Annotated in this window: 16 protein-coding genes; 5 read left to right on the top strand and 11 right to left on the bottom strand. The window is 59.5% G+C overall.

The genetic code is table 11. The features are described 5' to 3' along the window. Positions 1-24 precede the first annotated feature (24 nt). A complete protein-coding gene (dhaL, locus tag DKT70_RS11345) occupies positions 25-687 on the top strand; it encodes a dihydroxyacetone kinase subunit DhaL (RefSeq protein WP_111559247.1) in 663 nt (220 codons plus the stop codon). Beyond that, positions 684-2729: a bifunctional sugar-binding transcriptional regulator/dihydroxyacetone kinase subunit DhaK gene (locus DKT70_RS11340; RefSeq protein WP_111559312.1), complete on the top strand. Its 2046-nt coding sequence runs from the start codon at positions 684-686 to the stop codon at positions 2727-2729. The genes dhaL and DKT70_RS11340 overlap by 4 nt, the downstream gene beginning before the upstream one ends. 160 nt (positions 2730-2889) lie before the next feature. Here the strand turns inward: DKT70_RS11340 and DKT70_RS11335 are convergent, their stop codons facing one another. From DKT70_RS11335 to DKT70_RS11300, 8 genes are all read right to left on the bottom strand, one after another. Continuing rightward, a complete protein-coding gene (locus DKT70_RS11335) occupies positions 2890-4695 on the bottom strand; it encodes a glycoside hydrolase family 15 protein (RefSeq protein ID WP_111559246.1) in 1806 nt (601 codons plus the stop codon). A gap of 3 nt (positions 4696-4698) precedes the next feature. Continuing rightward, a complete protein-coding gene (locus tag DKT70_RS11330) occupies positions 4699-5475 on the bottom strand; it encodes an SDR family NAD(P)-dependent oxidoreductase (protein ID WP_111559245.1) in 777 nt (258 codons plus the stop codon). Positions 5476-5678: 203 nt separating this feature from the next. Continuing rightward, entirely contained in the window at positions 5679-7469 is a 1791-nt protein-coding gene (gene malQ / locus DKT70_RS11325) for a 4-alpha-glucanotransferase (RefSeq protein WP_111559244.1), read from the bottom strand. Beyond that, on the bottom strand, positions 7466-9646 hold the full coding sequence (glgB, locus tag DKT70_RS11320; protein WP_111559243.1) for a 1,4-alpha-glucan branching protein GlgB: 2181 nt from the start codon (positions 9644-9646) through the stop codon (positions 7466-7468). The genes malQ and glgB overlap by 4 nt, the downstream gene beginning before the upstream one ends. Continuing rightward, a complete protein-coding gene (gene treS, locus DKT70_RS11315; RefSeq protein WP_111559242.1) occupies positions 9643-12942 on the bottom strand; it encodes a maltose alpha-D-glucosyltransferase in 3300 nt (1099 codons plus the stop codon). Before treS ends, glgB begins: the two co-directional genes overlap by 4 nt. After that, complete coding sequence (locus DKT70_RS11310; RefSeq protein ID WP_407672206.1) at positions 12939-14885, bottom strand: alpha-1,4-glucan--maltose-1-phosphate maltosyltransferase; 1947 nt, start codon at positions 14883-14885, stop codon at positions 12939-12941. The genes treS and DKT70_RS11310 overlap by 4 nt, the downstream gene beginning before the upstream one ends. Before the next feature lie 375 nt (positions 14886-15260). Next, positions 15261-15566 (bottom strand): hypothetical protein, encoded by a 306-nt coding sequence (locus tag DKT70_RS11305; RefSeq protein WP_111559241.1) that lies wholly within the window; start codon positions 15564-15566, stop codon positions 15261-15263. Positions 15567-15960: 394 nt separating this feature from the next. Further along, a complete protein-coding gene (locus DKT70_RS11300; RefSeq protein WP_146612624.1) occupies positions 15961-16497 on the bottom strand; it encodes an outer membrane protein in 537 nt (178 codons plus the stop codon). A 320-nt stretch (positions 16498-16817) separates the two neighbouring features. On the opposite strand from DKT70_RS11300, the gene DKT70_RS18390 reads away from it, so the two are divergent. Further along, complete coding sequence (locus DKT70_RS18390) at positions 16818-17051, top strand: hypothetical protein (protein ID WP_146612623.1); 234 nt, start codon at positions 16818-16820, stop codon at positions 17049-17051. A gap of 2644 nt (positions 17052-19695) precedes the next feature. Here the strand turns inward: DKT70_RS18390 and DKT70_RS17790 are convergent. The 3 genes from DKT70_RS17790 to DKT70_RS11280 all read right to left on the bottom strand — a co-directional run bounded on the left by DKT70_RS17790 (position 19696) and on the right by DKT70_RS11280 (position 22706). Beyond that, a complete protein-coding gene (locus DKT70_RS17790) occupies positions 19696-20442 on the bottom strand; it encodes a hypothetical protein (RefSeq protein ID WP_146612622.1) in 747 nt (248 codons plus the stop codon). After that, on the bottom strand, positions 20426-21523 hold the full coding sequence (locus DKT70_RS11285; RefSeq protein WP_158530021.1) for a GSCFA domain-containing protein: 1098 nt from the start codon (positions 21521-21523) through the stop codon (positions 20426-20428). Before DKT70_RS11285 ends, DKT70_RS17790 begins: the two co-directional genes overlap by 17 nt. Before the next feature lie 637 nt (positions 21524-22160). Then, positions 22161-22706 (bottom strand): thermonuclease family protein, encoded by a 546-nt coding sequence (locus DKT70_RS11280; RefSeq protein WP_158530019.1) that lies wholly within the window; start codon positions 22704-22706, stop codon positions 22161-22163. A gap of 242 nt (positions 22707-22948) precedes the next feature. On the opposite strand from DKT70_RS11280, the gene DKT70_RS11275 reads away from it, so the two are divergent. Both DKT70_RS11275 and DKT70_RS11270 read left to right on the top strand, forming a co-directional pair. Continuing rightward, on the top strand, positions 22949-23461 hold the full coding sequence (locus DKT70_RS11275) for a GNAT family N-acetyltransferase (RefSeq protein WP_111559235.1): 513 nt from the start codon (positions 22949-22951) through the stop codon (positions 23459-23461). A gap of 113 nt (positions 23462-23574) precedes the next feature. Then, positions 23575-23981: GFA family protein (locus tag DKT70_RS11270; protein ID WP_325048038.1), on the top strand; the 407-nt coding region annotated here is incomplete at its 3' end.

The raw sequence follows: 23981 nt of genomic DNA, 5'->3' as shown, positions 1-23981 counted from the left end.
GGCTTCGCGCCGATAATCGCCGCTATGCAGATGTTTACCCGACACGACCTGACTTTGCTGTTTCGCAGCCTTGCCGACCGCATGGTCGCCGAGCAGGATTATCTGGCCGAACTGGACGGCGAGATCGGCGATGCCGATCACGGCGTGGCCATGTCGGTGGGCTTTTCCGCCGCCGCCAAGGCGCTGTCGGAAGGCGAGCGTGACGCGCCTGCGCTGGCCGATGGCATGATGCTGGCCGCCCGCGCCTTGCTGAACGAGGTCGGCGCGACCACGGGCCCGCTTTATGCCAGTGCGCTGATGCGGGCCGCCCAGGCATTGGGTCCCCAGGCCGAAATTCCCCTGACCCGCCTGCCCGAAATGATCGTCGCCATGTCCGAAGGAATTGCCGCGCGCGGATCCAGCAAGCCGGGTGACAAGACCATGATCGACGCGTGGGCGCCTGCCGCTCATGTCGCCCGTGCGGGCCTGGCGGCTGGCCGGGACGTTGACCGGGTTCTGGCGGACGCCGCCTCCGCCGCGGCAAAAGGCGCCGAAGCCACGCGTGCGATGATGGCATCCAAGGGTCGGGCGGCGCGCCTTGGCCCGCGCAGCCTAGGCCATGTGGATCCGGGCGCGGCATCGGCGGCCGCGCTGCTGGACAGCATGGCGCTGTGGGTTGCGGACCGATCCGGTCGGGCGTCATCATGACGAACGGACAGACGACACGGGTGGGCGGAATCGCCCGCAGTCCCTTGCGCTTTGGCGAGGACCCTCTGCTTTGGGCCGCTTGGCTTTATTACGAAGATGGCATGACCCAAGGCGACATCGCGGCGCAGATGGGTGTCTCGCGCGCCACGGTGAATGCCTATCTGGCCGATGCGCGGGCCCGGGGCATCGTCTCGATCGAGATCGACCCCGACCGCTTCCGCGCCCTCAGCATCGCGCAGACCCTGCAGGACCATTTCAACCTGTCGGATTGCCTGGTGATCCCCTCGGAAGGTCCGGGCATTCCGTTGATCAACCGGTTGGGCGCGGCCGGGGCGCAGCTTTTGGCAAGGACGGCGCAATCGGGCGATACGATCGCGATTACCTGGGGACGCACGGTGCTGGCGCTGGCCGACAACGTCCGCAGCGGCGGGCTTCAAGATCTGCGCGTCGTCCAGGCGACGGGCGGAACCACCGCCAAGATCCCCTGGACCCCCGAGGCCTGCGCAACCACGCTGGCGGACGCCCTTGGCGCGCGCTGCATCCCGATATCGGCCCCAGCGATCGTCTCCTCGCCCGACATGCGGGCGCTTTTGCTGCGTGAACCGGTGGTCGCCGAACAGATGGGCGTTCTGGCCGAAGCGAACCGCATCATTCTGGGCATCTCGTCACTGCGTCCGGAAAGCACGATCCACAGCAGCGGTTTCTTCGATGCGGTGGACGCGCAGGAGTACGCGAATGCGGCGGTCGGCAGCATTGCAGGGCGGCTGATCTCGGCCACGGGCGAGGTCGTCGAGGGACCGCTTGAAGGACGCACCATCGGCATCGACCTGAACAGCCTGGGCAAGATCCCCTGCCGGATCGGTGTCGCGGGGGGAATGGACAAGGTGCAGGCCATTCTGGCGGCCTTGCGCGGCAAGCTGGTCAACGTCATGGTCACAGATGCCGATACGGCCCGCGCGATTCTCGCCTCCGAAGGGTGCGATATCGGCGCCCCCATGCGCGCCGGCAAACCGGCAGCCGCACTGGCCGAGCGCATGCGGGTCAAGAAATTCCTCAATCGTTCCCAGGATGCCGTCACCGAGGCCATCGCAGGTGCCGTCCTGGCGCATGAAGGCCTGCTGGCCCCCATCGAGGGCACGCCCCGCGCCCTGAAAGCCGTGACAGGCCCCCGCCCCGGAAAGGTGGGTCTGGTCATCGGCGGCGGATCGGGACATGAGCCGGGGTTCTTCGGCTATGTGGGGTCCGGTCTGGCCGATGCGGTCGCCATCGGCAATGTCTTTGCCGCCCCGCCGCCCGACCCGATCCTGGCGGCGACGCTGGCCGCCGATGGCGGGGCCGGCGTGCTGCATATCTTCGGCAATTTTTCAGGCGACGTGATGAATTTCGAGATGGCCGCCGAGATGGCCGCCACGCGGGGCATCCCGGTCCGCTCGGTCATCACCACCGACGACATCGCCTCGGCCCCGGTCGAGACGCGGGCGGCGCGGCGTGGCGTGGCCGGCAACGTCCTCATCTTCAAGATCGCCGGGGCCGCATGCGACCGGATGCTGCCGTTGGAGCGCTGTGCCGAATTGGTCGAACGTGCCACGAGGCGGTGCTTTACCATGGGCATCGCCCTTGAACCCGGCACGTCGCTCGAGACGCGCCGCCCCAGCTTCAGGATTGGTCCCGATGAAATGGAGATCGGTGTCGGGGTACATGGTGAACGCGGCATCGCCAGCGACAGGCTGGTCGGCGCTGATGAGGCGACCGATCTGATCGTCGATCGGATCCTGTCGGAGATGGCCCCGGCCGAAGGCGACCGGGTCGCACTGCTGGTCAATTCGCTTGGCAGCACACCGCTGATGGAACTGTATATCATCAACCGGCGTCTCAGGCAGCGACTGCGCGCCCGCGGCGTCGTGGCGCATCGAACACTGATCGGCCATTACTATACATCGCTTGACATGGCTGGCATGTCGATCACTGCGATGCTGTTGGATGACGACCTGGCAAGTCTGCTGGATCATCCCTGCCATTCCCCTGCCTGGCATCAAGTCTGACGACCGTTCAACCGTAACCGCGTGCCGCTTCAAGGTCGTTAGTGACTGCGCCGCTGCCATGGCGAAGATCACCGAGGATCGAGAGTGGCAGCCACGCAATCCCCGGCTTTCATGCCCAAAGTAAAGTTATTGGTAAAGGCGGGGGCCGGATCCACCCGTATCACGCCCCCTCGGGCGTATTCAGCAGTGTCAGAGTGGCTTGAAGCGCAGCGAGATGGCTGAGGCCTTGGGGCATGTTGCCCAGCCATTCGCCACTGCCCGGGTCGATCATTTCGGGCATGATACCGGGCATCGTATTGACCGTTTTGCGCAAGTTGTTCATCAGCGCACGCGCCCTGTCATGCTGCCCCAACAGGGACCTTGCTTCGACCATCCAGAACGAACAGGCAAGAAAGCATCCTTCCTCCTGATCCATACCAGTATAGCGGTAATGCAAGTGCCCCCCGGCGCCCAGCTGGTGATCGATCGCGTCCAGTGTCTTTTCCAGACGCGCGCGCCCGTCATACTCAAATCGGACCGAGAGGATCAGCGCCGCATCCAGTTTCTTGGTCCCGGGATGCATGACATAGGCGCCCAGATCTTCGTCCCAGCAATTGGCATCGATCCATTGCGCGATGCGGTCGCGCTCGCGGCTCCAGCGGTCGCGGCAGGTGGTGGGCAACTGTCCCGCATCGGCCAGTTGCACCGCGCGGTTCAGCGCTTGCCAGCAGCTGATCTTGGACATGGTGTAATGCTGCAGTTCGGGGAGTTCCCAGATGCCGCTGTCCTTTTCCTTCCACCGGTCGGCGCATTCGTCGGCCAGATGCGACAGGGTCTCGGCGCTGCGGGGATCAATCAGGTTGCCGGCTTGGGTGAAGACCGAAACCGTCTCGAAGATGTCACCATAGACGCCGTGCTGATGCTGCCCGGCGGCGCGGTTGCCGCGCAGCACGGGGCGGGAATTGCGATAGCCGGGGACGGGGATCTCCTCCATCTCCTCGGTCACGCCACCCTCCAGCGCAAAGCAGACGCGGGTGCCATGGGCGCAAAGCTGGTTCAGCAGCCATGTCAGCGCCGCCTTGGATTCGGCCTTGATCCCCAATCGCAGGAATGAGGCGATGATATAGCCCGCATCCCTGACCCACGCGAAGCGATAGTCGTAGTTCTTGTCGCCGCCGATCCGTTCGGGCAGCGAGGTGGTCGCCGCCGCCGCGATCGCGCCACTGGGCGAATAGATCAGCAGCTTCAGTGCCAGTGCCTGACGCAGCAGGAACGACCGGTCGGGCGTGTCCAGCGCAATCTCATGGCACCAGTCGCGCCATTCCTGATCCGACAGATCGATGCGGTGATCGATATCGGCCAAGGCGGGGACGACCAGCGGTTCGTTCGATCCCGCCACGATGGCCACGATCTCACGTTCGCCCGCGGTCAGGGTCAGTTCGGCGTCCATGCGGTCGTCGTCACGGGCGGTAACAGTCACGCGGTCGCCGTGCAAAAACATGCCCAGGACTGGCCCGACGTGAAAGGTTTCATGCGGCCCCGTGCTGCTCATATAGGGGCTGCGGCGGCCTGACCGGTGGCTCAGCTGCAGGGCGATGTCGAAGGTGACCTCGCCCTCGGTCACCTCGATCCGGCGTGCCAGTTCGGCCCAGGGAAGGCGTCCGGCGGTCGAACTGTTCAGCGATTCCGTCAGGACGGCGACGCCACCATTGGTCTGCAAGCGCGTTTCCAAGACGTTGCTGTCCTCGCGGTATTGGCGCGTGACCTTGGTGTCGCCGCGCGCACTGATCGTGAAATGCCCCGGTCGGGCGCCGTTTTCCAAAGGATCGGCACCGACCAGCAAACGGTCGAACAACGGCGGGCTGTCCATGTTGGGAACGCACCACCAATCGATCGCCCCATCGACGCCACTGAGGGCGACGGCCCGTCCATCCCCCAAGGCGGCATAGCCCTTCAGCGGCAGAAAGCCGTCCGCGTCACGATCCATCGGTCACGCCCCTTGGCCAAGATTGATCGAGAGACCGCCATCAATGAAGAAGCTTTGACCGGTGATGTAGGACGCGGCATCGGATGCCAGAAAGGCGATCAGGGCCGCCACCTCTTCGGGCTTGCCCGCGCGTCCCAAGGGGATGTGACTTTCCATCTGACGTCGCAGGTCGGGATCGTCGGCGGCTTCCTGATTGATGGGTGTCATGATCATGCCGGGGGCGACATTGTTCACCGTCACGCCCTGCCCTGCCAGTTCCAGCGCCATGGTGCGCGTCAGCATCCGCAGGCCGCCCTTAGCCGCATCATAGGCTGCCGAGCCAATGCGCGCCACATCCTCGTGGATCGAGCTGACATTGACGATCCTGCCGCCGCCCGTCTTGCAGATCCGCTGCGAAAACGCCCGCGCCAACAGGAAGGGGCCGGTCAGGTCGGTCGCGATGGTCTTGGCCCAGTGGTCGTCTTCCATCTTGGTGACCGGCGTGCCGCTGAGATCGATGCCGGCATTGTTGACCAGGACGCGGGCGTAGACGCCCTGGTCGTCCAATTGCCGGAACATCGTCTCTATCTCGGCGGGCTGGCTCTGGTCGCATCGGAATACTCGGGCGTCACGGCCCGCTTGCCTGACCAAGGACGCCGTCTCCTCGGCACCCGCCGCGTCGCTGTGATAGGTGATGACGACGTCATGGCCCGCACCGGCCAAGGCCTGTGCCGTTGCGCGTCCAATGCCCGAATCCGCTCCGGTGACGATGGCGACAGGATGTTCATGCTTGTTCGACATATGGCTCGCTCGACTGCTCTATTCACTGGCAAACGTCCCATTCGCGGTGCCGTTCCCCAAGATGGCTCAGTGAAGTCCAACACCGACCAATCGGGTGCAATCTGCAGGCCGCGACCGACGTTTCTGGACGTGAGACAAGGGAAAGCCCAGACACGTTCAGGGCCGATGCGATAATTCGGCGAAAATCCGGCCCTGATGCAAAATCAATGCGCCGCGGTCCGTTGAGATTTGACACCCTCCAGCAGGTCGCGGAACATGGGCGAAGCGACCAGATCATCCAACGTCACCGAGAGCTTGCGGCGCCAGTTCGGATATTCATCCACGGTCGAGGGCACGTTGACCGGATGCAGTTCCGCTGCCAGATCCTCAAGCCGGACGGCAAACAGGCGCGAAGGCGCGCCAGCCAGATGCCGGTGGACAGCCGTGATCAGCGCGGTCGGTGCATCGTCCGGCCCGATCGCTGCAGCATCGGCGGCACCGATATGGCCTGCCTGCACAAGATCGCCCAGCAACTGGCGCCGCTCGGTGGCGCGGGAATCGCGCTGTTCCTTGGCGGCCGCTTCGCCGATGAAACCGAACCGCTGCCGCAGGTCCACGTCGTCGCCGCGCCACCATCCGCGGAACGTCGGCAGATCATGGGTCGACAGGCATGCCAGCGCCTCGCGGGGATAGTCCTTGGGCGGGATGAAGCCGTCCTCGTCACGCTCGAAGAAAAAGATGCGGTATGACAGGATGCGGCACGCCTCCATGACATTTCGGAAACCAGGGGGAACGTTGCCCAGATCCTCTCCGATGATGGTCGTGGCGTTCTGGCGGGACGCATCGGCCAAGGCGGTCAGCATGTCCTGAATTGGATAACGGGCATAGGTGCCTTGGGCCGGATTTGCCCCCCGTGGCATCAGGAACAGCTGCCACAACCCCATGGCGTGATCGATGCGCAGCGCACCGGCCTGGCGGGTGGCACGTCCGATCAACTCGCGGAAGGGTGCGGCCTGGGTTGCGGCCATCTCCACCGGCGACAGCGGGGCCAGGGCCCAATCCTGACCCTGTTCGTTGAAATAATCGGGCGGCGCGCCGATGCGCACGTCGGGCAGCACGATGTCGCTGCCCCAGCTGCCGGACCCATCCGCAACCTCGCCAACCGCGAAATCCAGATAGAGACCGATCGCCATCCCCAGATCACGACACCGCTCGCGGAGGGCCTGCAGCTGCGACTGGCACAGATATTCCAACCACATGTGAAAAGCGATTTCATCGGCACGGTCTTCTGCCAAGGCACAGATGGCCTCGCCCTCGACATCCTGCCAAGGCTCGGGCCAGTCGGACCATCCGGCCCCGTGGCCTGCCTTGACCATGGCGGCCGATGCCACTTCGAACAGCGCGTGGCGGCGCAGATCTGCCCCCCCATCGGCCACGAAATCGTCCGGCAGGTCCGCCCCCAAGGCCCAGATCATCCGCAGCACGGCCAATTTGGTCGCGGCCACTGCGGGATAGTCGACCAGTTCGGCAGACCGAAGATCGCGCAGCACAGCCGGATCGACCATCCTGGCCTCAAAGCCGTCAACCTGATCGACAGCAAGATAAAGCGGGTTCAGAAAGCGTCTGTTCGACGGTGAGAAAGGGCTGCAACGGCTGGGGTCCGACAGGAACATGGCATGCAGCGGATTGAGACCCAGAAAGGCGGCGCCCGCCTTGGCCGCATGTCCCGCCAACACCTCGAGATCGGCAAAATCGCCGATGCCCCAGTTGCGGTCGCTGCGCAGTTGATAAAGCTGCAGCGCGATCCCCCAGTGCCGACCGTCGCCCGGAACATGACATCTTGCACCCTCCGGGGCTTGCAGCTTGGGTTCGGTTTCCAGCGGCGGCAGGCGATCTTCGCCAAACGCTGAAAGCAGCGCACGCAGCGTCTCGTCGGGGGCGTCGCATTCCTTGTCGCCCCCCAGTTCGTAATGCGGCTGGATGCCATAGGCGCGGGCACGGTCGCGCAGCGTCATGACTGATCCGGCATCAGGACGACGGTCGCCAGCGGCGGCAGGACCAGGTTCAAGGAATGATGCCGACCATGCCAAGCGACGGCCTCGGCGTCCCAAACGGCAGCATTTCCGACGCCCGAGCCGCCGTATTTTTCGGCATCGGTGTTCAACACCTCGCGCCATGCGCCGGCCAAGGGCACCCCGATCCTGTAATCCTCTCGCACAATCGGGGTCAGGTTGCAGACGATCACGACCGGGGGGGCGCCATCGTCGGATTTGCGCATCCAGACCAGCACGCTTTGCGCGCTGTCGCTGGCGTCGATCCATTCGAACCCTTCGGGATCACAATCAAGCCGGTGCAGTGCGGGAGTGTCCCGGTACAGGCGGTTCAGGTCCGACACCAACTGCTGCACGCCCGAATGCATGGGATCGTCCAGAAGGTGCCAATCCAGCGACTGGTCGTGGTTCCATTCGCGTTCCTGTGCGAATTCGCATCCCATGAACAACAGCTTCTTGCCGGGATGCGTCCACATGAAGGCGTAATAGGCCCTTAGGTTCGCAAATTTCTGCCAACGGTCGCCAGCCATCTGCCGGATCAACGACCCCTTGCCATGGACCACTTCGTCATGGCTTAGTGGCAGGACAAAATCTTCGGAGAACGCATAGACAAGGCCGAAGGTCAGATCATGCTGGTGATGCTGCCGATGGATGGGATCCAGCCGGAAATAGGCCAAGGTATCGTTCATCCATCCCATGTTCCATTTGAAGCCGAAACCCAGACCCCCTTGGTCAACGGGCCTGCTGACCATCGGGAAAGCGGTCGATTCCTCGGCGATGGTGATGGCGCCGGGATGATCGGTGGTGACCCGGGTGTTGACGTCGCGCAGGAAATCGATGGCCTCGAGGTTCTGGTTGCCACCATGACGGTTCGGAACCCATTCGCCGGGCTGGCGCGAGTAGTCCAGATACAGCATCGAGGCGACCGCATCGACGCGCAGCGCATCGACATGGAACCGGTCGATCCAATAGAGGGCGCTGGCTTGCAGAAAGTTGGCTACCTCGCGGCGGCCGAAATTGTAGATCAGGGTATTCCAGTCCTGGTGGAAGCCCTGACGCGGGTCCGCATGTTCGTAAAGCGCGGTGCCGTCGAATTGCGCCAGCCCGTGCGCATCCGAAGGGAAATGCGCCGGCACCCAGTCCATGATGACGCCGATACCCGCCTGGTGCAGACGGTCCACCAGCCGGGCGAAAGCCTCGGGGGAGCCAAAGCGACTGGTTGGCGCGAAAAGACCGATGGGCTGATATCCCCATGACCCCGTGAAGGGATGTTCGCCCACGGGCAGGAATTCCACATGGGTGAACGCCATGCGTTCAAGATAGGGCACCAGCAGATCGGCCAGCGCATCGTAGTCCAGGATTTCGGCATCGCCGCCCCGGCGCCAGGACCCCAGATGCACCTCGTAGATCGAGATCGGCGCTTTCCGGTCCTGATGCCCGGCACGCACACTCATCCAGTCGGTATCCTGCCAGTCATGTTCTGGCAGCCCATGCACGATGGATCCGGTCTCGGGCGATTTCTGATGCGCAAAACCCACCGGGTCCGCCTTCAGTGGCAGGCGCTGGCCATGCGCGCTGAGGATTTCGTATTTGTAGATCTCGCCGGTGGTCAGGCCGGGGATAAACAATTCCCAGATGCCGGGTCCAAGGCGTCGGCGCATCGGGTGGCGGCGTCCGTCCCATGCGTTGAAATGCCCGACGACGCTGACGCGGCGCGCGTTGGGGGCCCAGACCGCGAAGGCCACGCCCGGCACGCCCTCATGCGTCATCGGATGGGCACCAAGCTTGTCGTAAAGACGGCGATGGCTGCCCTCGGCCAGCAGGTATTCATCCATTTCCCCCAGAACGGGGCCAAAGCGATAGGGGTCGTCCACCTGCCATTCGTGGTCGCCCGCGCGCATCGCCAGTTCATAGGGACCTTCAGGGCCGGGACCGCGGAAGAAGCCCTCCGGGTGGATCTTCTCCAATGGGAAGGACTTGCCATTGGTCAAGGCACTGACCTCGGCGGCCTGCGGGGCAAAGACCCGCAGCTGTCCGTCATGCGGTCCCAGGATCGAGAAGGGATCGTGATGCTGCCCGCGCAGGATCGCCTCGATCGCGGCGGTGGTCAGTCCGTCGTGCAGTTGTGCGACATCGGTCATGCGGTCTCCTGCGTCAACAGCTCCAGAATTCCGGCCAGCGGAATGCCGACCCAAGCAGGGCGGTTGCCAAGTTCATATCCGGTTTCATAGATGGCCTTCTGCAGCAGGAACAGGTCCAGCAAGGCATCGGCCGTAGCACGATCGGATGGCAGGTTTGGCGAACCCTCCACATGATCGCGGTAGCTGTCGAGGAAGGCGGCGCTGGCGGTGCGCCGCCAATGTTCGATCCGCTGCAGCGCCTGTCCAGCGGACGCGCCAAAGCTCGCACGATGCCGGGCGGCGACCGTCAGGGCCGCGTAATCGAAGGACCGCAGCATGCCCGCCACATCGCGCAAGGGCGATGACATGGCGCGGCGCTCCTCCAGCGTCCGGGCAGGCTCGCCTTCGAAGTCGATGATCGCCACGTCGTTTTGCGCCAGAAGAACCTGACCCAGGTGATAGTCGCCATGGACACGGGACAGCCCGCCCGACACCGGCAGATCTGCCACGCGGCGCAAACGCTGCAGCAGGGTATCGCGGCTGTCCAGCACCTGGCTGGCCAAGGGTGCGGCATCGCCGGGCAGATCGGCCTGTTCCAGCCGGCCCAAGACAGCCTCGGCATCGGCCACCGCGTCATCGGCCCACCGGCGCAACGTGTCGGCGGTCAGATCCTGCAGGGCAAAGGCGGGGTCGTTCGTGGGCGTTGCCAAGGCCCGATGCATTTCCGCAGTACGCTGTCCCAGAAGACTGCCGATCGACAGCGGGAAATCGTAATGGCCGGGCTCGGGTGCCAAGTCGCCCGTCGAGGTCCAACCCTCACTCTCGTTCAGTTCAAGCATCAACGCATCGACGATGCCCGACCAGGCATCACCGCGATTGGGCACGAAGGCGAAGGCGGCGGCCAGCGTGGTTTCCTCGTCCCCTTTATGTTCCAGATGGCCAAGATAACGCGGCGTATGGGCAAAACCCGCGACGGTGGTCAGGAACTGCGCCACCTCGACATCGGGCTGATGTCCGGGGCGCAAGCGACGATAGAGTTTCAGGATGATCTGATCCGAAAAGGCGATCGACAGGTTGGACTGTTCGACGCCCATCTGGCGCGGTGCGCCGGGATCTTCGATGGCGCGCAGGGCGTCGGTGCCATGAAATTGCAGCGCCCCGCTGGCCTTGTCGGCGATCATGCCGTCCAGCAACAGCTGCGGGACGCGTTCGTCGAAAGCGCCGTCGACAAGGGCGCCCACCCGCGCGGTATGGCGGATCTTGGCCAGGGTCCAAGACAGCTTGGGCGCGCCGGGACGCAGGTTTTCATCGCCCCAACGGGCCGACAAGGGTAGGAAGTAGCTTTGATCTTCACCGTCCCCGCCCAAGGTAACGTCCAGTGCGACCATCGCATGTTCGCCCTGCCCCAGATCGCCCAGCTGGCGCAGGCGGACTTGGGGCGCGCTGGTCTGATCCTTGGCCGCGAACCATCGCTGCATGGGCAACCATTGCGGAAGAACCTCGTTGCGCAATTGCACCCCTTCCCGCCCGGACAAGGCAGTGTTGACCGTGCCGTCACGCGTCGTAAGCGTCATGAATTCGGGCAGGATATCGGGAAGCTGTTCGTGCCAGGACGGCATTTCCTCTTCGCCCGAGAGGGCGAACCAGAAGAAGCCATAGGCCGGCAAGGACAGCATATAGGGCAGATCGCCGATGGGGGGGAACGCCGAACGGCCCGTCAATTCCACCGGCACCATGCCGCGATGACTGGCCAGATCCAGTTCGACCGCTTGCGCACTGTCTGACAGGTTGGCGACGCACAGGTAAGTGCGTCCTTCGTGTTCCCGCAGATAGGCCAGGATCTTGCGGTTGCGCGGATACAGCAGGGTCATCTCCCCGCGCCCGAAGGCCGGATGCTGACGACGCACGGTGATCATCCGGCGCATCCAGTTCAACAGCGAGGACGTGTCCTCGGCCTGCGCTTCGACGTTGATCACCTGATGGCCATAGACGGCATCGATGATCGTGGGCAGGTACAGCTGTTGCGGCTTGGCGGTGGAAAAGCCCGCATTGCGGTCGCCCGACCATTGCATCGGCGTGCGCACGCCGTCGCGATCGCCCAAGTAATAATTGTCGCCCATGCCGATCTCGTCGCCGTAATAGATGATCGGTGTGCCGGGCATCGACAGCAGCAGCGAATTCAGCAGTTCGATCTTGCGGCGGTCGTTCTGCATCAGCGGCGCCAAGCGACGACGGATGCCCAGATTGATGCGCGCCCGCGTGTCGGTGGCATAGGTCTGCCACAGATAATCGCGTTCCTCGGACGTGACCATTTCCAGCGTCAGCTCGTCATGGTTGCGCAGGAAGATGCCCCATTGGCAATTTTCCGGGATCTCCGGCGTCTGCCGGATAATGTCCGTGATCGGGTGACGGTCGGCCTGCGCCAGCGCCATGTACATGCGCGGCATCAGCGGGAAATGGAAACCCATGTGGCACTCGTCACCCTCGCCGAAATAGGGTCGGGTGTCCTCTGGCCACTGGTTCGCCTCGGCCAGCAGCATCCGGTCGGGGAAATGCTTGTCCAAATCGGCACGGATGGCCTTCAGGACGTCATGCGTCTCGGGCAGGTTCTCGTTGTTGGTGCCGTCGCGCTCGACCAGATAGGGGATCGCATCCAGGCGTAGCCCGTCCACGCCCATCTCCAGCCACATGCGCATGACCTTGAGAACCTCGGCCAGCACCTTGGGGTTGTCGAAGTTCAGATCAGGTTGGTGCGAATAGAACCGGTGCCAGTAATAAGCCCCGGCGACCGGGTCCCAGGTCCAGTTCGACTTTTCGGTATCCAGAAAAATGATGCGGGTCTCGGGCCACTTCTCGTCCGTGTCCGACCAGACATAATAATCGCGCGCTGCCGATCCTGGCTTGGCATGGCGGGCCCTCTGGAACCATGGATGCTGATCGCTGGTATGATTGATGACCAGTTCGGTGATGACGCGGATGCCCCGTTTGTGCGCCTCGGTCACGAAGGCCTTGAAATCGCGCATCGTGCCATAGGAGGGGTTGATCGACCGATAATCCGCAATGTCATACCCGTCATCGCGCAAGGGCGACGGATAAAACGGCAGCAGCCAGATGGCCGTGACGCCCAGTTCCTGCACATAGTCCAACCGCTGCATCAGCCCGGCGAAATCACCGATGCCGTCGCCGTTCGAATCCATGAACGCCTTGATATGCAGCTGATAGATGACCGCATCCTTGTACCAGTCGGCCTGATCACGGTCGATGCCGCCGGTCACGGCAAAGGAGGCGGAGTCGCGTTTCGGGTTCGGAATATTCATGGGCGCGGCGCTCCGGGTGCGATGAGTTGCCAGATGGCATAGGGACGGGTGACAGGATCAAGGTCCAAGGTCTGGTTCTTGCCATGCCAAGTGAAGCTGTTGCCCTGGATGAGGTCGCGCACTTCGATCGACGCGTCGTCCGGCAACCCGAATTCCCACAACGGAACCTCGAACTGGAAGGTCTGGACATTGTGGGGGTCCAGATTGACGTGGATCAGCACGAAGTCGTCGCCCGCGCGCTTGGCATAGGCAAGAACCTGATCGTTCTGTGCAACGTGGAAAGTCAGATCGGTGAATTGCTGAAGGGCCGGATGGTCCCGACGCAGGCGGTTCATCAGGCGGATATCATCCTGAATGTTGCCCGGCTGATCCATGTCCCAGACCCGCAGCTGATACTTCTCGCTGTCGAGGTATTCTTCCTTGCCGGGAACGGGCGCGGCCTCGCAGATTTCGTAACCGTTATAGACGCCGTAATTGCCACCCAAGGTTGCCGCCAATGCCAGACGCGTCCGGAACCCCGGCCTGCCGCTGGATTGCAGGAAGGGCGGGTTGATGTCGGGCGTGTTCACGAAAAAATTCGGCCGCATGACCAGACGGCTGTCGGTCTTCGTCAGCTCGGTCAGATAATCGGTGATCTCGGCCTTGTGGTTGCGCCAGGTAAAATAGGAATAGGATTGCGAAAAGCCCACCTTGGCCAATCGCTTCATGACCTTGGGGCGGGTGAATGCTTCGGCCAGGAAGATAACGCCGGGATCGACGCGACGAACCTCGGCGATCATCCATTCCCAAAAGGGAAACGGCTTGGTGTGCGGGTTGTCGACGCGAAAAATGCGCACGCCATGATTCACCCAGAACAACACCACGTCGCGCAGCGCATACCAAAGCCCCGGCAGGGCATCGCGATAGAAGTGCACGTTGACGATGTCTTCATATTTCTTTGGCGGGTTTTCGGCGAACTTGATGGTGCCGTCGGGTCGCCAGTCGAACCATTCGGGATGCTCCTTGATCCAAGGATGGTCGGGTGAACACTGGATGGCGAAATCAAGGGCAATCTCCAGCCCATGATCATGCGCTGCGTGAATCAGGCGACGGAAATCGTCGAAATTCCCCAGTTCCGGGTGGATCGCATCATGACCCCCGTCCTGCGAACCGATGGCATAGGGGCTGCCGGGATCATCCGGTCCTGCGGTCAAGCTGTTGTTCGGGCCCTTGCGGTTGGTACGCCCGATCGGATGGATCGGAGGGAAGTAAAGGACATCAAATCCCAGATCGCGGATGTAAGGCAGACGGGCGATCACGTCATCAAAGGTTCCGTGGCGTTCCATGCTGCCCGATTGCGACCGGGGCATCAGTTCATACCACGCGCTAAAGGCCGCCGCGGGCCGGTCAACGTAAAGCGGCAGAATCTCTGACTGGGTCAGGTCGGTCCGTGGCGCAGCCCGCGTCATCAACTCCGCGACTTCCGCACCCGTCAGGGCCGCGAAGCGTTCGGCATCGCCTTCTTTGGCCAAGGCATCATCCTGCTGCAGCAGCGCTTTCAGCGCCGCCTTGTCATTGGCCGTCCCGCGCCCCTTAGGCCCAAGGGCCGCTTCGATCAGCTGGCGACCTTCCATCAACTCCAGCGCAATGGACTGACCGGCGGCATACTTGGCCGAAATTTCCTTCCGCCATGTCGCAAAAAGGTCCCGCCACGCTGTAAAGGCGATCTGGTGGTCACCTGTCTGGTCAAAGACGTGGCTGGCCTGCCAGCGATCGTTGACCAAGAAAGCCATTGGTACTTCGTCGAAACGCTCCTCGCCGGTCCTGCGCCACAACAGTGCAGCCGCAATGATGTCGTGCCCGTCAGAAAAGACATCCGCCTGAAAGAAGTCCGGCTGTCCCGTGACGACCTTCGCCGCAAAACGCCCCCCATCGATGCTGTGGGAAATACCCTCGATTGCCAACCGCGCACTGGCCAGTTTCAGAAGCTGAGGGTCAACATCGCCATTTTTTCGCGGCAAGGGCCGAGCGGCGTTTACGGGCGGTGTCAGCGCGGACTGGTCATTGGACACGGTTAATATGCCTCCCTGAGTCGATACAAAGGCAACAGGCAGAATGCGCAAATGTTCCGAAACTTGATGCCCACGATGCGAAATTGCTTGTCTGTGAGGCAGGCTTTTCAAGGAAGTTGGTGATCTGCCCCTCTGAAAGCAACTCGTTCCGGCTTATCTGGCAGTGTCACGAAGAAGCTGCCAAAGTCGCCTTTGCCGAGAGAGACTGTCTCCATAATGGCGCCGCGCAAGTCTCGACAGGACGATCGGAGTTTTTCCCTGCAAATCTCAAATTTGGCAGATGACGATTGTAGCGAGGATGATGGCATGGAGGAAGATGTCTCCGCAGTGTTCGTAACGCGTGGCGATGCCGCGCCAGTCGTGTAGGTGGGCAAAGGCGTTTTCGATGCGGTATCGCTTGCGGTAGAAGCGCTGATTGTAGAAAACCGGATTTTGCGCTTCTTGCGGGGCAAGATGCCACGTTGCCTCCGGGCCATCGCGCAGCAAGTGGGCATCGCAGGCCCTGTGTCCGAGGAAATGTCTGGCGGTAGACAGGTGGCACAAAAGCGCGAGAGCGCCACGACTGTCAGCCATCCGGCCTAGCGAGACATAGAAGTCCAGCAGTCAGCTTTTTTTTGTCGCTGAGGCTGTGCAGCTTGGACATCAGGCCGCCTTTCATGCGTCCGATGGCCCGCGGACGATTTTTTTCGACGTAGGCTTGCTGCAGTGCGGTGCGCCTCAAGGGATGTGCTGTCCATCGATAAGGTATCGGGGGCACCCCCGGACCTGGGGAAAGAACAGCTGAATGCATCGCATCTGCTATGCGCTCAGCCAGAAATATCACTCATTTCGTTTGTCCATGCTAGCGTGAATCACTCGACACGCTGGCCTCAAATGGAGGCTTGTAGGGATGGACCCGAAGGCAAATTTCGAGATCATTTTGTGACCACGTGGACGTCACGAACCTGCGTGGACCGGAGGACCGCTCTCAGAATTTCCAGGATGCCCGCAGGTTGGCGCTCCATGCGTCGGCATCGATCCCGGAGTTCCCGACATCGGAAAAATTGTGTTCAAGAAGTTCCAGACTGGCGATGGACTGGGGCGTCACAGAATAGGCTGCCCCAAGGCCAAAGAAGCTGCCCCAGTCATCCCCAAGACCGTCGACATCCACATTCGCGGCACCTGCCGCAAGGTAAACCAAGGTCTGCCCCAGATCGTAGCCAGCCGTCGCTTTCAGTCGCATCACCCGATCTGCAGAGATGGCGTCCGGCTCAAGTTCGATATCAGTCCATTCGTGCTCGATTTCTCCACCGAAAACCCATCGTCCTGCGTCAAACCGATATCCGGCATGAACGCCGTAAGACAGGTCGTTTTGCTTGACGCCGGGGACGCTGGTATCCACTTCCAAGCTACCGATACCGGCACCGGCATAGAAACCTGTCCACTCCCGTGCCGAGACCGAAGTCGTCGTAAGCGCCAGAAACGCAGCGCCCACCGCAAAATATCTTCCCATCGCAATCTCCACCTCAAAGCAGATCTGAGACACTGCAGTTTTAGCAACCGACGAACGACCAGCCCAACTGACTATTTTTTTACAGATTTTTATTCTTCAATCTGTTCACAGTTTCGTGGTTGTGCCGCTGATTTTTACATGGTGGGGACGCTTTTCGCATCATGTCCGCCAGCCCGCTGCCCCTGCCACTCAATGGTTATTGTGACCTAAAGAACCAACGCGGATAGACTGCACAATCGTCCTGACCGCAGCAGCCATCCCTTGAGATTAGCGCCGCTACTATAATCATGGGCGACATATCTGTCCCCCCGGTTCCCCAGGGGGGGCATCTGATGGTCGCGAACGGTACACCTGCCCAGAAAGGAGGCGTTGCGGTGGCGCAACGGCACATTCGCGGTGGCGGCGCAATAATCATTCGTTTTCGCCTGGGAGCAAAGGGTATCTGGGATCGGATCATGGTGGAGGTGGACGTCGGCACCCACTGCCTCGCTCTCGGCGAAGAACAACCGCAGCTGGCGGATCACTGCGGCGCACCATTCCACCTCGGCCTCCAGACGCACCCATGATGCCTGCCTGTAGATCATGGTCAAGCTGCTGTCCCCTCCTCGCTTGGCGCGTTCTGGAAGGCCTGTTTAAGTTTTGACAGCCTGCCAAGCAGTCAGTCACAATCTTCTTCGACCAGTGCCGCTTGCAGCCATGATCGTCTTGCCTATGACCCGGCGCTATACGTTTTCGGCATGTGCGCCACGGCGCGAGCCGTGACGATTTACTTGCCCGGCAGCGGTCCGAGGCGCCGTGCGATCTGGAAAAGCTTTCCCGTCCAACCCTCGACAAGGGGCTGCCGCCCCAAGGGTGACCGGATCATGCTCTCGGCATAAGCCTTGGCGCGTTGCGGGCATTGCAATGTCATCGCGCAGGACCAGACCTGCCGTTCCTCGGGGCCATATAGCCTTGACCGCAGGCGGCTCAATCACCTCGTCCATGGCCTGCAGGTTGTCCCCAGCTATATATGTGACCATCAAGGAAAACTTCGGATATGACCGCGACCGCATCATGCTGCACAGGATAACATTTGCCTCCAAATCCCATTGCTTAGAGATATTCTGAATGCCTGAGAAGATAGCAGTGCTTGCGGCTGGTTACTTCGGCGCATGTTACGCGGATCATTTGAATTGGTCTTAGAACTGGCATACGCCCTGGCGACTTGGCGCGTTTGTGTCGGGAGCATATTTATCTCCCGACAGAAGGCCGCAGCGTTGTCATCTTCACACATAGACGAAAACGGCTGGCTTCAATTCCGGTCACCGAGCGCCTCACGAAGATCATCGATGCAACCTCTCAGAGTCAGAACACACCAATTCCCAGCAAGAGCAAAGAGCCGTTTCGGGATGATAATTATCTCGAAGGCGCAACCATCATGTGGGGCAGCAGGCCGAATATCCGAAGGAAATTAACTTCTTCGACGCAAACGGTACAGCCGCCATAGGATTGTTGGGAGCCGGGGACGGTTTTAAAGAAATTGCTGCTCATATGGAGTGGCTTCTAAGGCGCGCTTCGGGGTTTATTAAAAAATACGTCACTCAAGCCAGCCATGTCCGACAACCTTGCTCACACGTGGCGCGCAACCCATTCAAAGACCAAGTTGCAAACCGAAGAGTAACCGAGAGAGCTTAATGGTGGTCGGGGCGAGAGGATTCGAACCTCCGACCTACGGTACCCAAATCCGTGAAGATTTATTGTCTCAATTATCTAATAGTGCAAACGCCTTGCCCGTCGAGCCTCCATGTTTCAATAGGTTGCGTGGCGTATGCAAACCAAATTTCGCCTATAGGCATCGACGTGCGGCTTTGAAGGTATCTGGCCTACGACAATTGATCTGAAAATTTCATAGGAGGCGTCAGTCCGAGGTGTTTGATCCCATGGTTTGAAGGTGCGATCCATTCGCTGGAATGGAAGGAAGCACTATAGGACAGAACGTAAAGCGCCATCACTGCAGGAATACTTGTAACGATGGCGCGATAACTTCGCGCATTGCGCCTTCGGTCAGATAAACGCTGCTGTCGACTGCCGCATGTCGCCTTATCGCCTGATGCTATTGTACTGAACTGCTTATCATAAAAGAACTTCGAGACCCCTGCCCGCTCGTTCCACTTTCGCTTTTGATGCTTTCTTCAGCCGGTGTTTGCTCTTTTGCATTTTGGCAACAGACGACAAAGCTGCGGCAAATCTAGGTGCGGCGTTTTTTAAACCGCCGATTGCGGCCGCTCGCCGCCTGACAGATACTACCGTGCCCTCCCCCAGACAGGATATTTGTGCTTCGCGCAGCGAGTTCGATTGATCAAAGTCTGCTATGCAGATTAGCAGACATCCACTGCAGGGTATCAGTGCTGCGTGCACGAACTATCATAAATAAAGACGGATCATGTTGAGGGGCTCCCGATCGAGGCAAGATTTATGCCTAGGGGTCATGCGTGCCGTGCGGCAGCTACCTATCGGCCTTGGCTATGCAGTGTCGGCCATCGGCAGGTTCGGCGCGGCGCCGTCTTTTGCGCTCGATCAGGTATGGCCGTACGGGAACCTGGTCGCGGCAGCAGAGGGGGTCCACTGCTTCAGCCTTTTGCCCATGACTACGACATTGGGGCCGGTATCTTCAGCGGCCACGCAGTCAGACAGCCAGCGTGCCGCTCAGTCAGGGCCAGTTCTGGCCTAGCAGGAGATGCATTCAAGGCGATGGCTCCCCATCGGGGTCTGTTCTATCCGTATGCTTTCAATACACTAGGGTGAAAACCGCCCTGCCCTGCCCCCTAATGATTCCAATGGGTTGCAGTGTATCGTGTAAACCAACTGCACTCTAATCACAGCGCGCCTAGAGAACGATGCGTGACCTAGTTTTGAAAGCGATTCAGGCAGTACGCCTTATTTCAATATTGATGATGAACTGCATGAATTGGTGCTGCGCCCGGAAGATCACTTGCAGCGTCGATGTCCGTCCACCGGCTAAAACGCCATGCACTCAGTCATCGTCTGTCTAGGCCGCAGGCCGGAAACCTGCCATTTACGTAAACTTTCCGATCCGCTTAAGATTGCTCACAGCAGCAGCTCGACTTCCACCAAGCGGGCTGTTCCCACATAGCAAGCGCACAAAAAGGAAATCTGAGCCCAAGTCCAGAAAACACTTTTGACTGTTATGTGGTCTTTATCGGAGCACAATTAATAAGCCATATTCTTTTGAGGTGAATCAGAAGACGCGCGCTGGCAGTGCTCTGCAATTTTTCGAACCGTCATTAACCCCCAATGATCGTTACCATGAACGCCATCATCCGGCTGCCCATAGAATTCTTCTCGCAATAGAAGGTCTTCATTTCCAAAATCGCCTCGCAGATCTAAAATATCAATGTTCCGCTCGCGCAACATTCTAGCAGCCGTATCGTCATATGACATCCAAAGGGCCCTACTGCTATGTTCAAAACGTGTGGGACCGAACACTGCTGTAACTCTTGGAGAACTTGCCTTCATCGTATCATATTGAGATACGAACTGTTGGAAATATTCCTCCGCTGCAAGTCTCATCATTTTTTTGGAAAGCAACGAAGGATCTTCGCCATTGGCTTTAGCTGCGGTTACGATACCCAAGACAAAGTTGCGTGCCGTCATTCCAATGTTTGAATATATTGGAAGTCCCGTCTTAAAGGCTACGCTAAGCTTCTGCCTTATTGAATTTGCTTTTTGCAAACGATGAGATATTTTCTCCGGCTTTACTCGATCCGGATCTAATCTTGATGCGGCAATTTCAAATACGACACCCCCATTTTCACTTTTCCTCATTGTTGCGCCACCAAAGGTGGCGCTAGCGGCCGTTACAGGATACTTGAATTTGATTCCATGAGCTGCTGCTGCTGATTGCATGATCATCCCGTGGGAATCGCCAACAAAAATGGCATCAATCTCTGTTGTCATTGAAGCGCTCCAACTCGATTTCTTCACAGACGATCTCATCTGCTTTCAGTGTTGCTTCGACGCTGGTTGCGATCGCGTCAACTCCGTCCGATCTTCTGGAGGTTGGCGATCTATGAACTAACCCCAAACCAGCCAAAAAATGTTCCATTACGAAGTCCACGCCATCTGGACGAACGCTTCGGCGATCATCTTCGAACATTTGCCTATCCAGCCCGGGATGAGTCACAATCTCGAATGATGGAAAATAATCAACATCCTGATAGTTGCTGCTGAAATCGCCGGCGGCGCTTCTGAGCGTAGATTTGGAATGTGTCGTTGCGGTGAGAACATGTTTGCCCTCCTCTGCCGTCGCCACCAATGGAACCGGAGAAACGGTCAGTAGTAGTTTAATGTCAGGATTGATCGCACGAAGGCTCTTTCGGATTTCCTCCAAATCTTCCAAAATTTCAGGGTATTTAGAATTCCGAAAGCGATGCAGAACCGGATCGAACTCTCCTGCGACTGTGCCGGGACACGAAGCATAAACCAATCCTGTTTCAATATTCTCCCAGTACTCAGTGAGCCCCAAAGTAAAAATAAAGACTGATGCCTCTTCAATCGCGCGATGAAAAGCAGCAATTGTGGATTTTCGAGCGGCGGCCATGTCTTCTGCGTCTTCGAAGCCACCTGGTTCGATTTGCGGTCGTACCGGATCGAACACAGCATCTTGGCTCTCCCAAAACTCTGTATCCTGAGTTTCAGGATCTCGGACCCAAGACAGCCACTGGCGGAGCATCTTTGTTGTGTAGATATTCCCGGTCCTAACCGAGAAGATGCTGTAGCCAAAGTCGCGGGCAGCCTGTTCGCTCAGTCCAAAGGTAGGTCTTTCCGCCTGCACCCATTTAAAGCCAGCTTGCACCAATGCACTACTGATATGCTGTGCAAAGCAGGAGCCGACCGTCGCGACCGGATGATCTTTGGTCAGCTGAAAGCTTGGGCGCCAAAGGTCGTCAACCATGCCTTTCATTTTCGCTGATTTGGCAACAGAAGTGCTCCAAAATGCTCGACGCGGAAGCTTTCTGTAAGGATTGGTCGCGTTCATTGGATTATCCTGCATCTACTGCCGTTGACTGATCACCCGCTTGTTAAGTCTGACATCAAGGCAGTGCGCAACGCAAGCGTGAGTACAGTCGGACATCTCCCCCCAGAGTTGATGCCCTTAAAGTTGTCCGGCACCTGCATGATCCAAGGCTTTGAACAGAAATTCGATCCGCGTGAACAGCCAGGATCGACCTTCATTGGGGCCATCAGTCTTTTCGAGAGGACTTTGCTCCAGATTTTAGCTCGCGCATAAATTCCTTTGCATCTCGCTTCCCAACGCACGCGGGACAAATCCAATGATCGTTTTGAGCGTCACCGACGAACCGGCTCAGGTCCAGTTCGCGATCAGACAGAAGCGCATTACAGACATCGCAGCGGGCGTCGGACATGAATAAAAGCCTTCATCCGTTTTTGTGAAGCATCTTCGCGTTCTAGTAGAACTTCAAGTGAAGGATGAGCCTTACGTATGGGTCGATTGTCTGGACTCGTGAGCATCCACTCGTCGCACCGTTGAGCGACTTCAATCCGATTCCTCAATGACATCAAGGTTGGCGATGACCAGACAATAGCGGACAGCTTTGATGATGTTGCCTTTGGCATCCATTGCAAATCATGTCGACATTAGGTCTTTATCTCAATTAGTTTCCCCTGGCACGCTTGCGCCAGTCCCACGGCATATCGAACCTGCTGCTCCAGACACCCCGCCTTGCGTCTTTCGCGGCCTGCTCCTCGGCGTCGTAGATAACCCCGCCATACTGCCGGTAGGCTACGGCCCAGCCCTCCGCTACCATCCAAGCATTCAGGTTGCGGTTTCCATTCCAGCACTCTGCAACCACCCGGCCATAGTGGTCGGTGTCGCGCTGCTCGCAGCGGACCTCCCGCCGATCGACCACTTTCAACAGCGCATCGGTCGATGCCTCTCCGCAAGCCCAGTCTAAACGATCTCGTCTACAGGTTTGCCGCCCCTCGGGGGCATCGATACCGAACATCCGGATCCGCGTACCATCGATGTCCAACGTATCGCCGTCGATGACATGGGCCATACCGCCTACCCGATCGCGAGCTTGCTGAGTCTGAAGGATTTCCCGAAGCTGATCCTCCAGGGCGTCGAGGATCTGGGGACTTCTATCCCCGATCACCAAGATCGCGGCTATAATCGCCAAAGCTTTCAGGAGCTTCAGCAAGCCACTCCGGCGACGTGTCTTATGTCTTGAACTCATGGCCGGCGGTGTGCCGCTAAACGTAAGCACCCGCAAGGCGTTTCCGGCCAGCGCCGGTCTGGCGCCGCTTTGCAGTGTCCCCAGAGCAGACGTTCGTGCTTGGCGCGGCGTGATTCACTAGGCACAGTCTGCTATGCGGGACAAAGCTGCCGATGAGCAATATCCTTGGAAACCACCGAAATCCGTAGAGCTCTGGAATCCGAAGTATGAAATTTCGCCTCGCGCGTGCGTCTGATGCCCCTGCCCTTGCCGCCATTTCAATCGAGGTTTGGCTGGGGACCTATATCCGGAACGGCGTGAACGCGTTCTTCGCAGAATTTGCGCTAAGCGAGTTCACATCGCCCAAGCTTGCGGCTCTGCTAGAAGATCCAAACGAGCATGTAATCGTGTCAGAAAATGAAGACGGCCTTGATGGGTTCATCTGCATTAGCCACGGAAAGTCGGCTCCTGTCGCAGGTTGCTCTACCATGGAGATATCGACCCTTTACGTTCAGCCGCGCCATCACGGCAGAGGACTTGGAAGGGCGCTGTTGGAACAAGGGTTGAACTACGCACTAGATGCAGGTGCACCCTCGGTCTGGCTGACAACCAATTCCGAGAACGCCCCCGCCATCGCCTTCTACCTGAGGCAGGGCTTTGAAAAAGTTGGAACCACACACTTCCACATCCATGAACAGGCATACCTGAATGATGTGTTTAGACGTGTGATCTCCCCATAGATAAAAAGCGCCCTACTGTCCGCGAAGGGCTCTATTTAGACGCCGCCGGGTGCACCTATTAGAAGCTTCTCGGAACAAAGCCGCCAGCCAACACTTGGACTGCTATACGCACCATGTTGTCTGCCTTCCTGGTGCAAACCTACGGATGGGGAGTGCAGATGAATAGCTCTAGGAAGTTTGCAGGGCATTGCCTTTGTGGCGAAGTCATAGTGAACGTTGGCGGTCAGCACGACGCACAGCCAGGTGCATGTCACTGCCGTATGTGCCAAAGATGGTCCGGCGGGGTATTCCTTGCTTTCACCGCCGCTGCCGAAGCGGTTACGGTGGAAGGCCCCGTTCGGCGTTTTCAGTCCACTTCGTTTGCTGAGCGTGCGTTTTGCGGCACGTGCGGAACGCATCTCTGGATGCGAAATACCAATGATCAGGCAGCAGAATACGAGCTGATGCCTGGGCTGTTTGATGCAGCTCATGACTGGCCGCTCCGTTCTGAGATTTACACAGACAAGGCCATGGCTTCAGT

Origin of the sequence: Paracoccus sediminilitoris (genome assembly GCF_003259195.1) — a bacterium.
GTDB classification, from domain to species: Bacteria; Pseudomonadota; Alphaproteobacteria; order Rhodobacterales; family Rhodobacteraceae; genus Paracoccus; species Paracoccus sediminilitoris.
The sequence above is the reverse complement of the archived record's forward strand: the minus strand, read 5'-3'. Positions and strand labels throughout refer to the sequence as shown.

What these genes read in the sequence shown, in the direction of transcription:
- dhaL (WP_111559247.1), top strand. Translation starts at nt 25, where the DNA reads ATGCAGATGTTTACCCGACACGACCTGACTTTGCTGTTTCGCAGCCTT.
- DKT70_RS11340 (WP_111559312.1), top strand. Translation starts at nt 684, where the DNA reads ATGACGAACGGACAGACGACACGGGTGGGCGGAATCGCCCGCAGTCCC.
- DKT70_RS11335 (WP_111559246.1), bottom strand. Translation starts at nt 4,695, where the DNA reads ATGGATCGTGACGCGGACGGCTTTCTGCCGCTGAAGGGCTATGCCGCC.
- DKT70_RS11330 (WP_111559245.1), bottom strand. Translation starts at nt 5,475, where the DNA reads ATGTCGAACAAGCATGAACATCCTGTCGCCATCGTCACCGGAGCGGAT.
- malQ (WP_111559244.1), bottom strand. Translation starts at nt 7,469, where the DNA reads ATGACGCTGCGCGACCGTGCCCGCGCCTATGGCATCCAGCCGCATTAC.
- glgB (WP_111559243.1), bottom strand. Translation starts at nt 9,646, where the DNA reads ATGACCGATGTCGCACAACTGCACGACGGACTGACCACCGCCGCGATC.
- treS (WP_111559242.1), bottom strand. Translation starts at nt 12,942, where the DNA reads ATGAATATTCCGAACCCGAAACGCGACTCCGCCTCCTTTGCCGTGACC.
- DKT70_RS11305 (WP_111559241.1), bottom strand. Translation starts at nt 15,566, where the DNA reads ATGGCTGACAGTCGTGGCGCTCTCGCGCTTTTGTGCCACCTGTCTACC.
- DKT70_RS18390 (WP_146612623.1), top strand. Translation starts at nt 16,818, where the DNA reads ATGGTCGCGAACGGTACACCTGCCCAGAAAGGAGGCGTTGCGGTGGCG.
- DKT70_RS17790 (WP_146612622.1), bottom strand. Translation starts at nt 20,442, where the DNA reads ATGACAACAGAGATTGATGCCATTTTTGTTGGCGATTCCCACGGGATG.
- DKT70_RS11285 (WP_158530021.1), bottom strand. Translation starts at nt 21,523, where the DNA reads ATGAACGCGACCAATCCTTACAGAAAGCTTCCGCGTCGAGCATTTTGG.
- DKT70_RS11275 (WP_111559235.1), top strand. Translation starts at nt 22,949, where the DNA reads ATGAAATTTCGCCTCGCGCGTGCGTCTGATGCCCCTGCCCTTGCCGCC.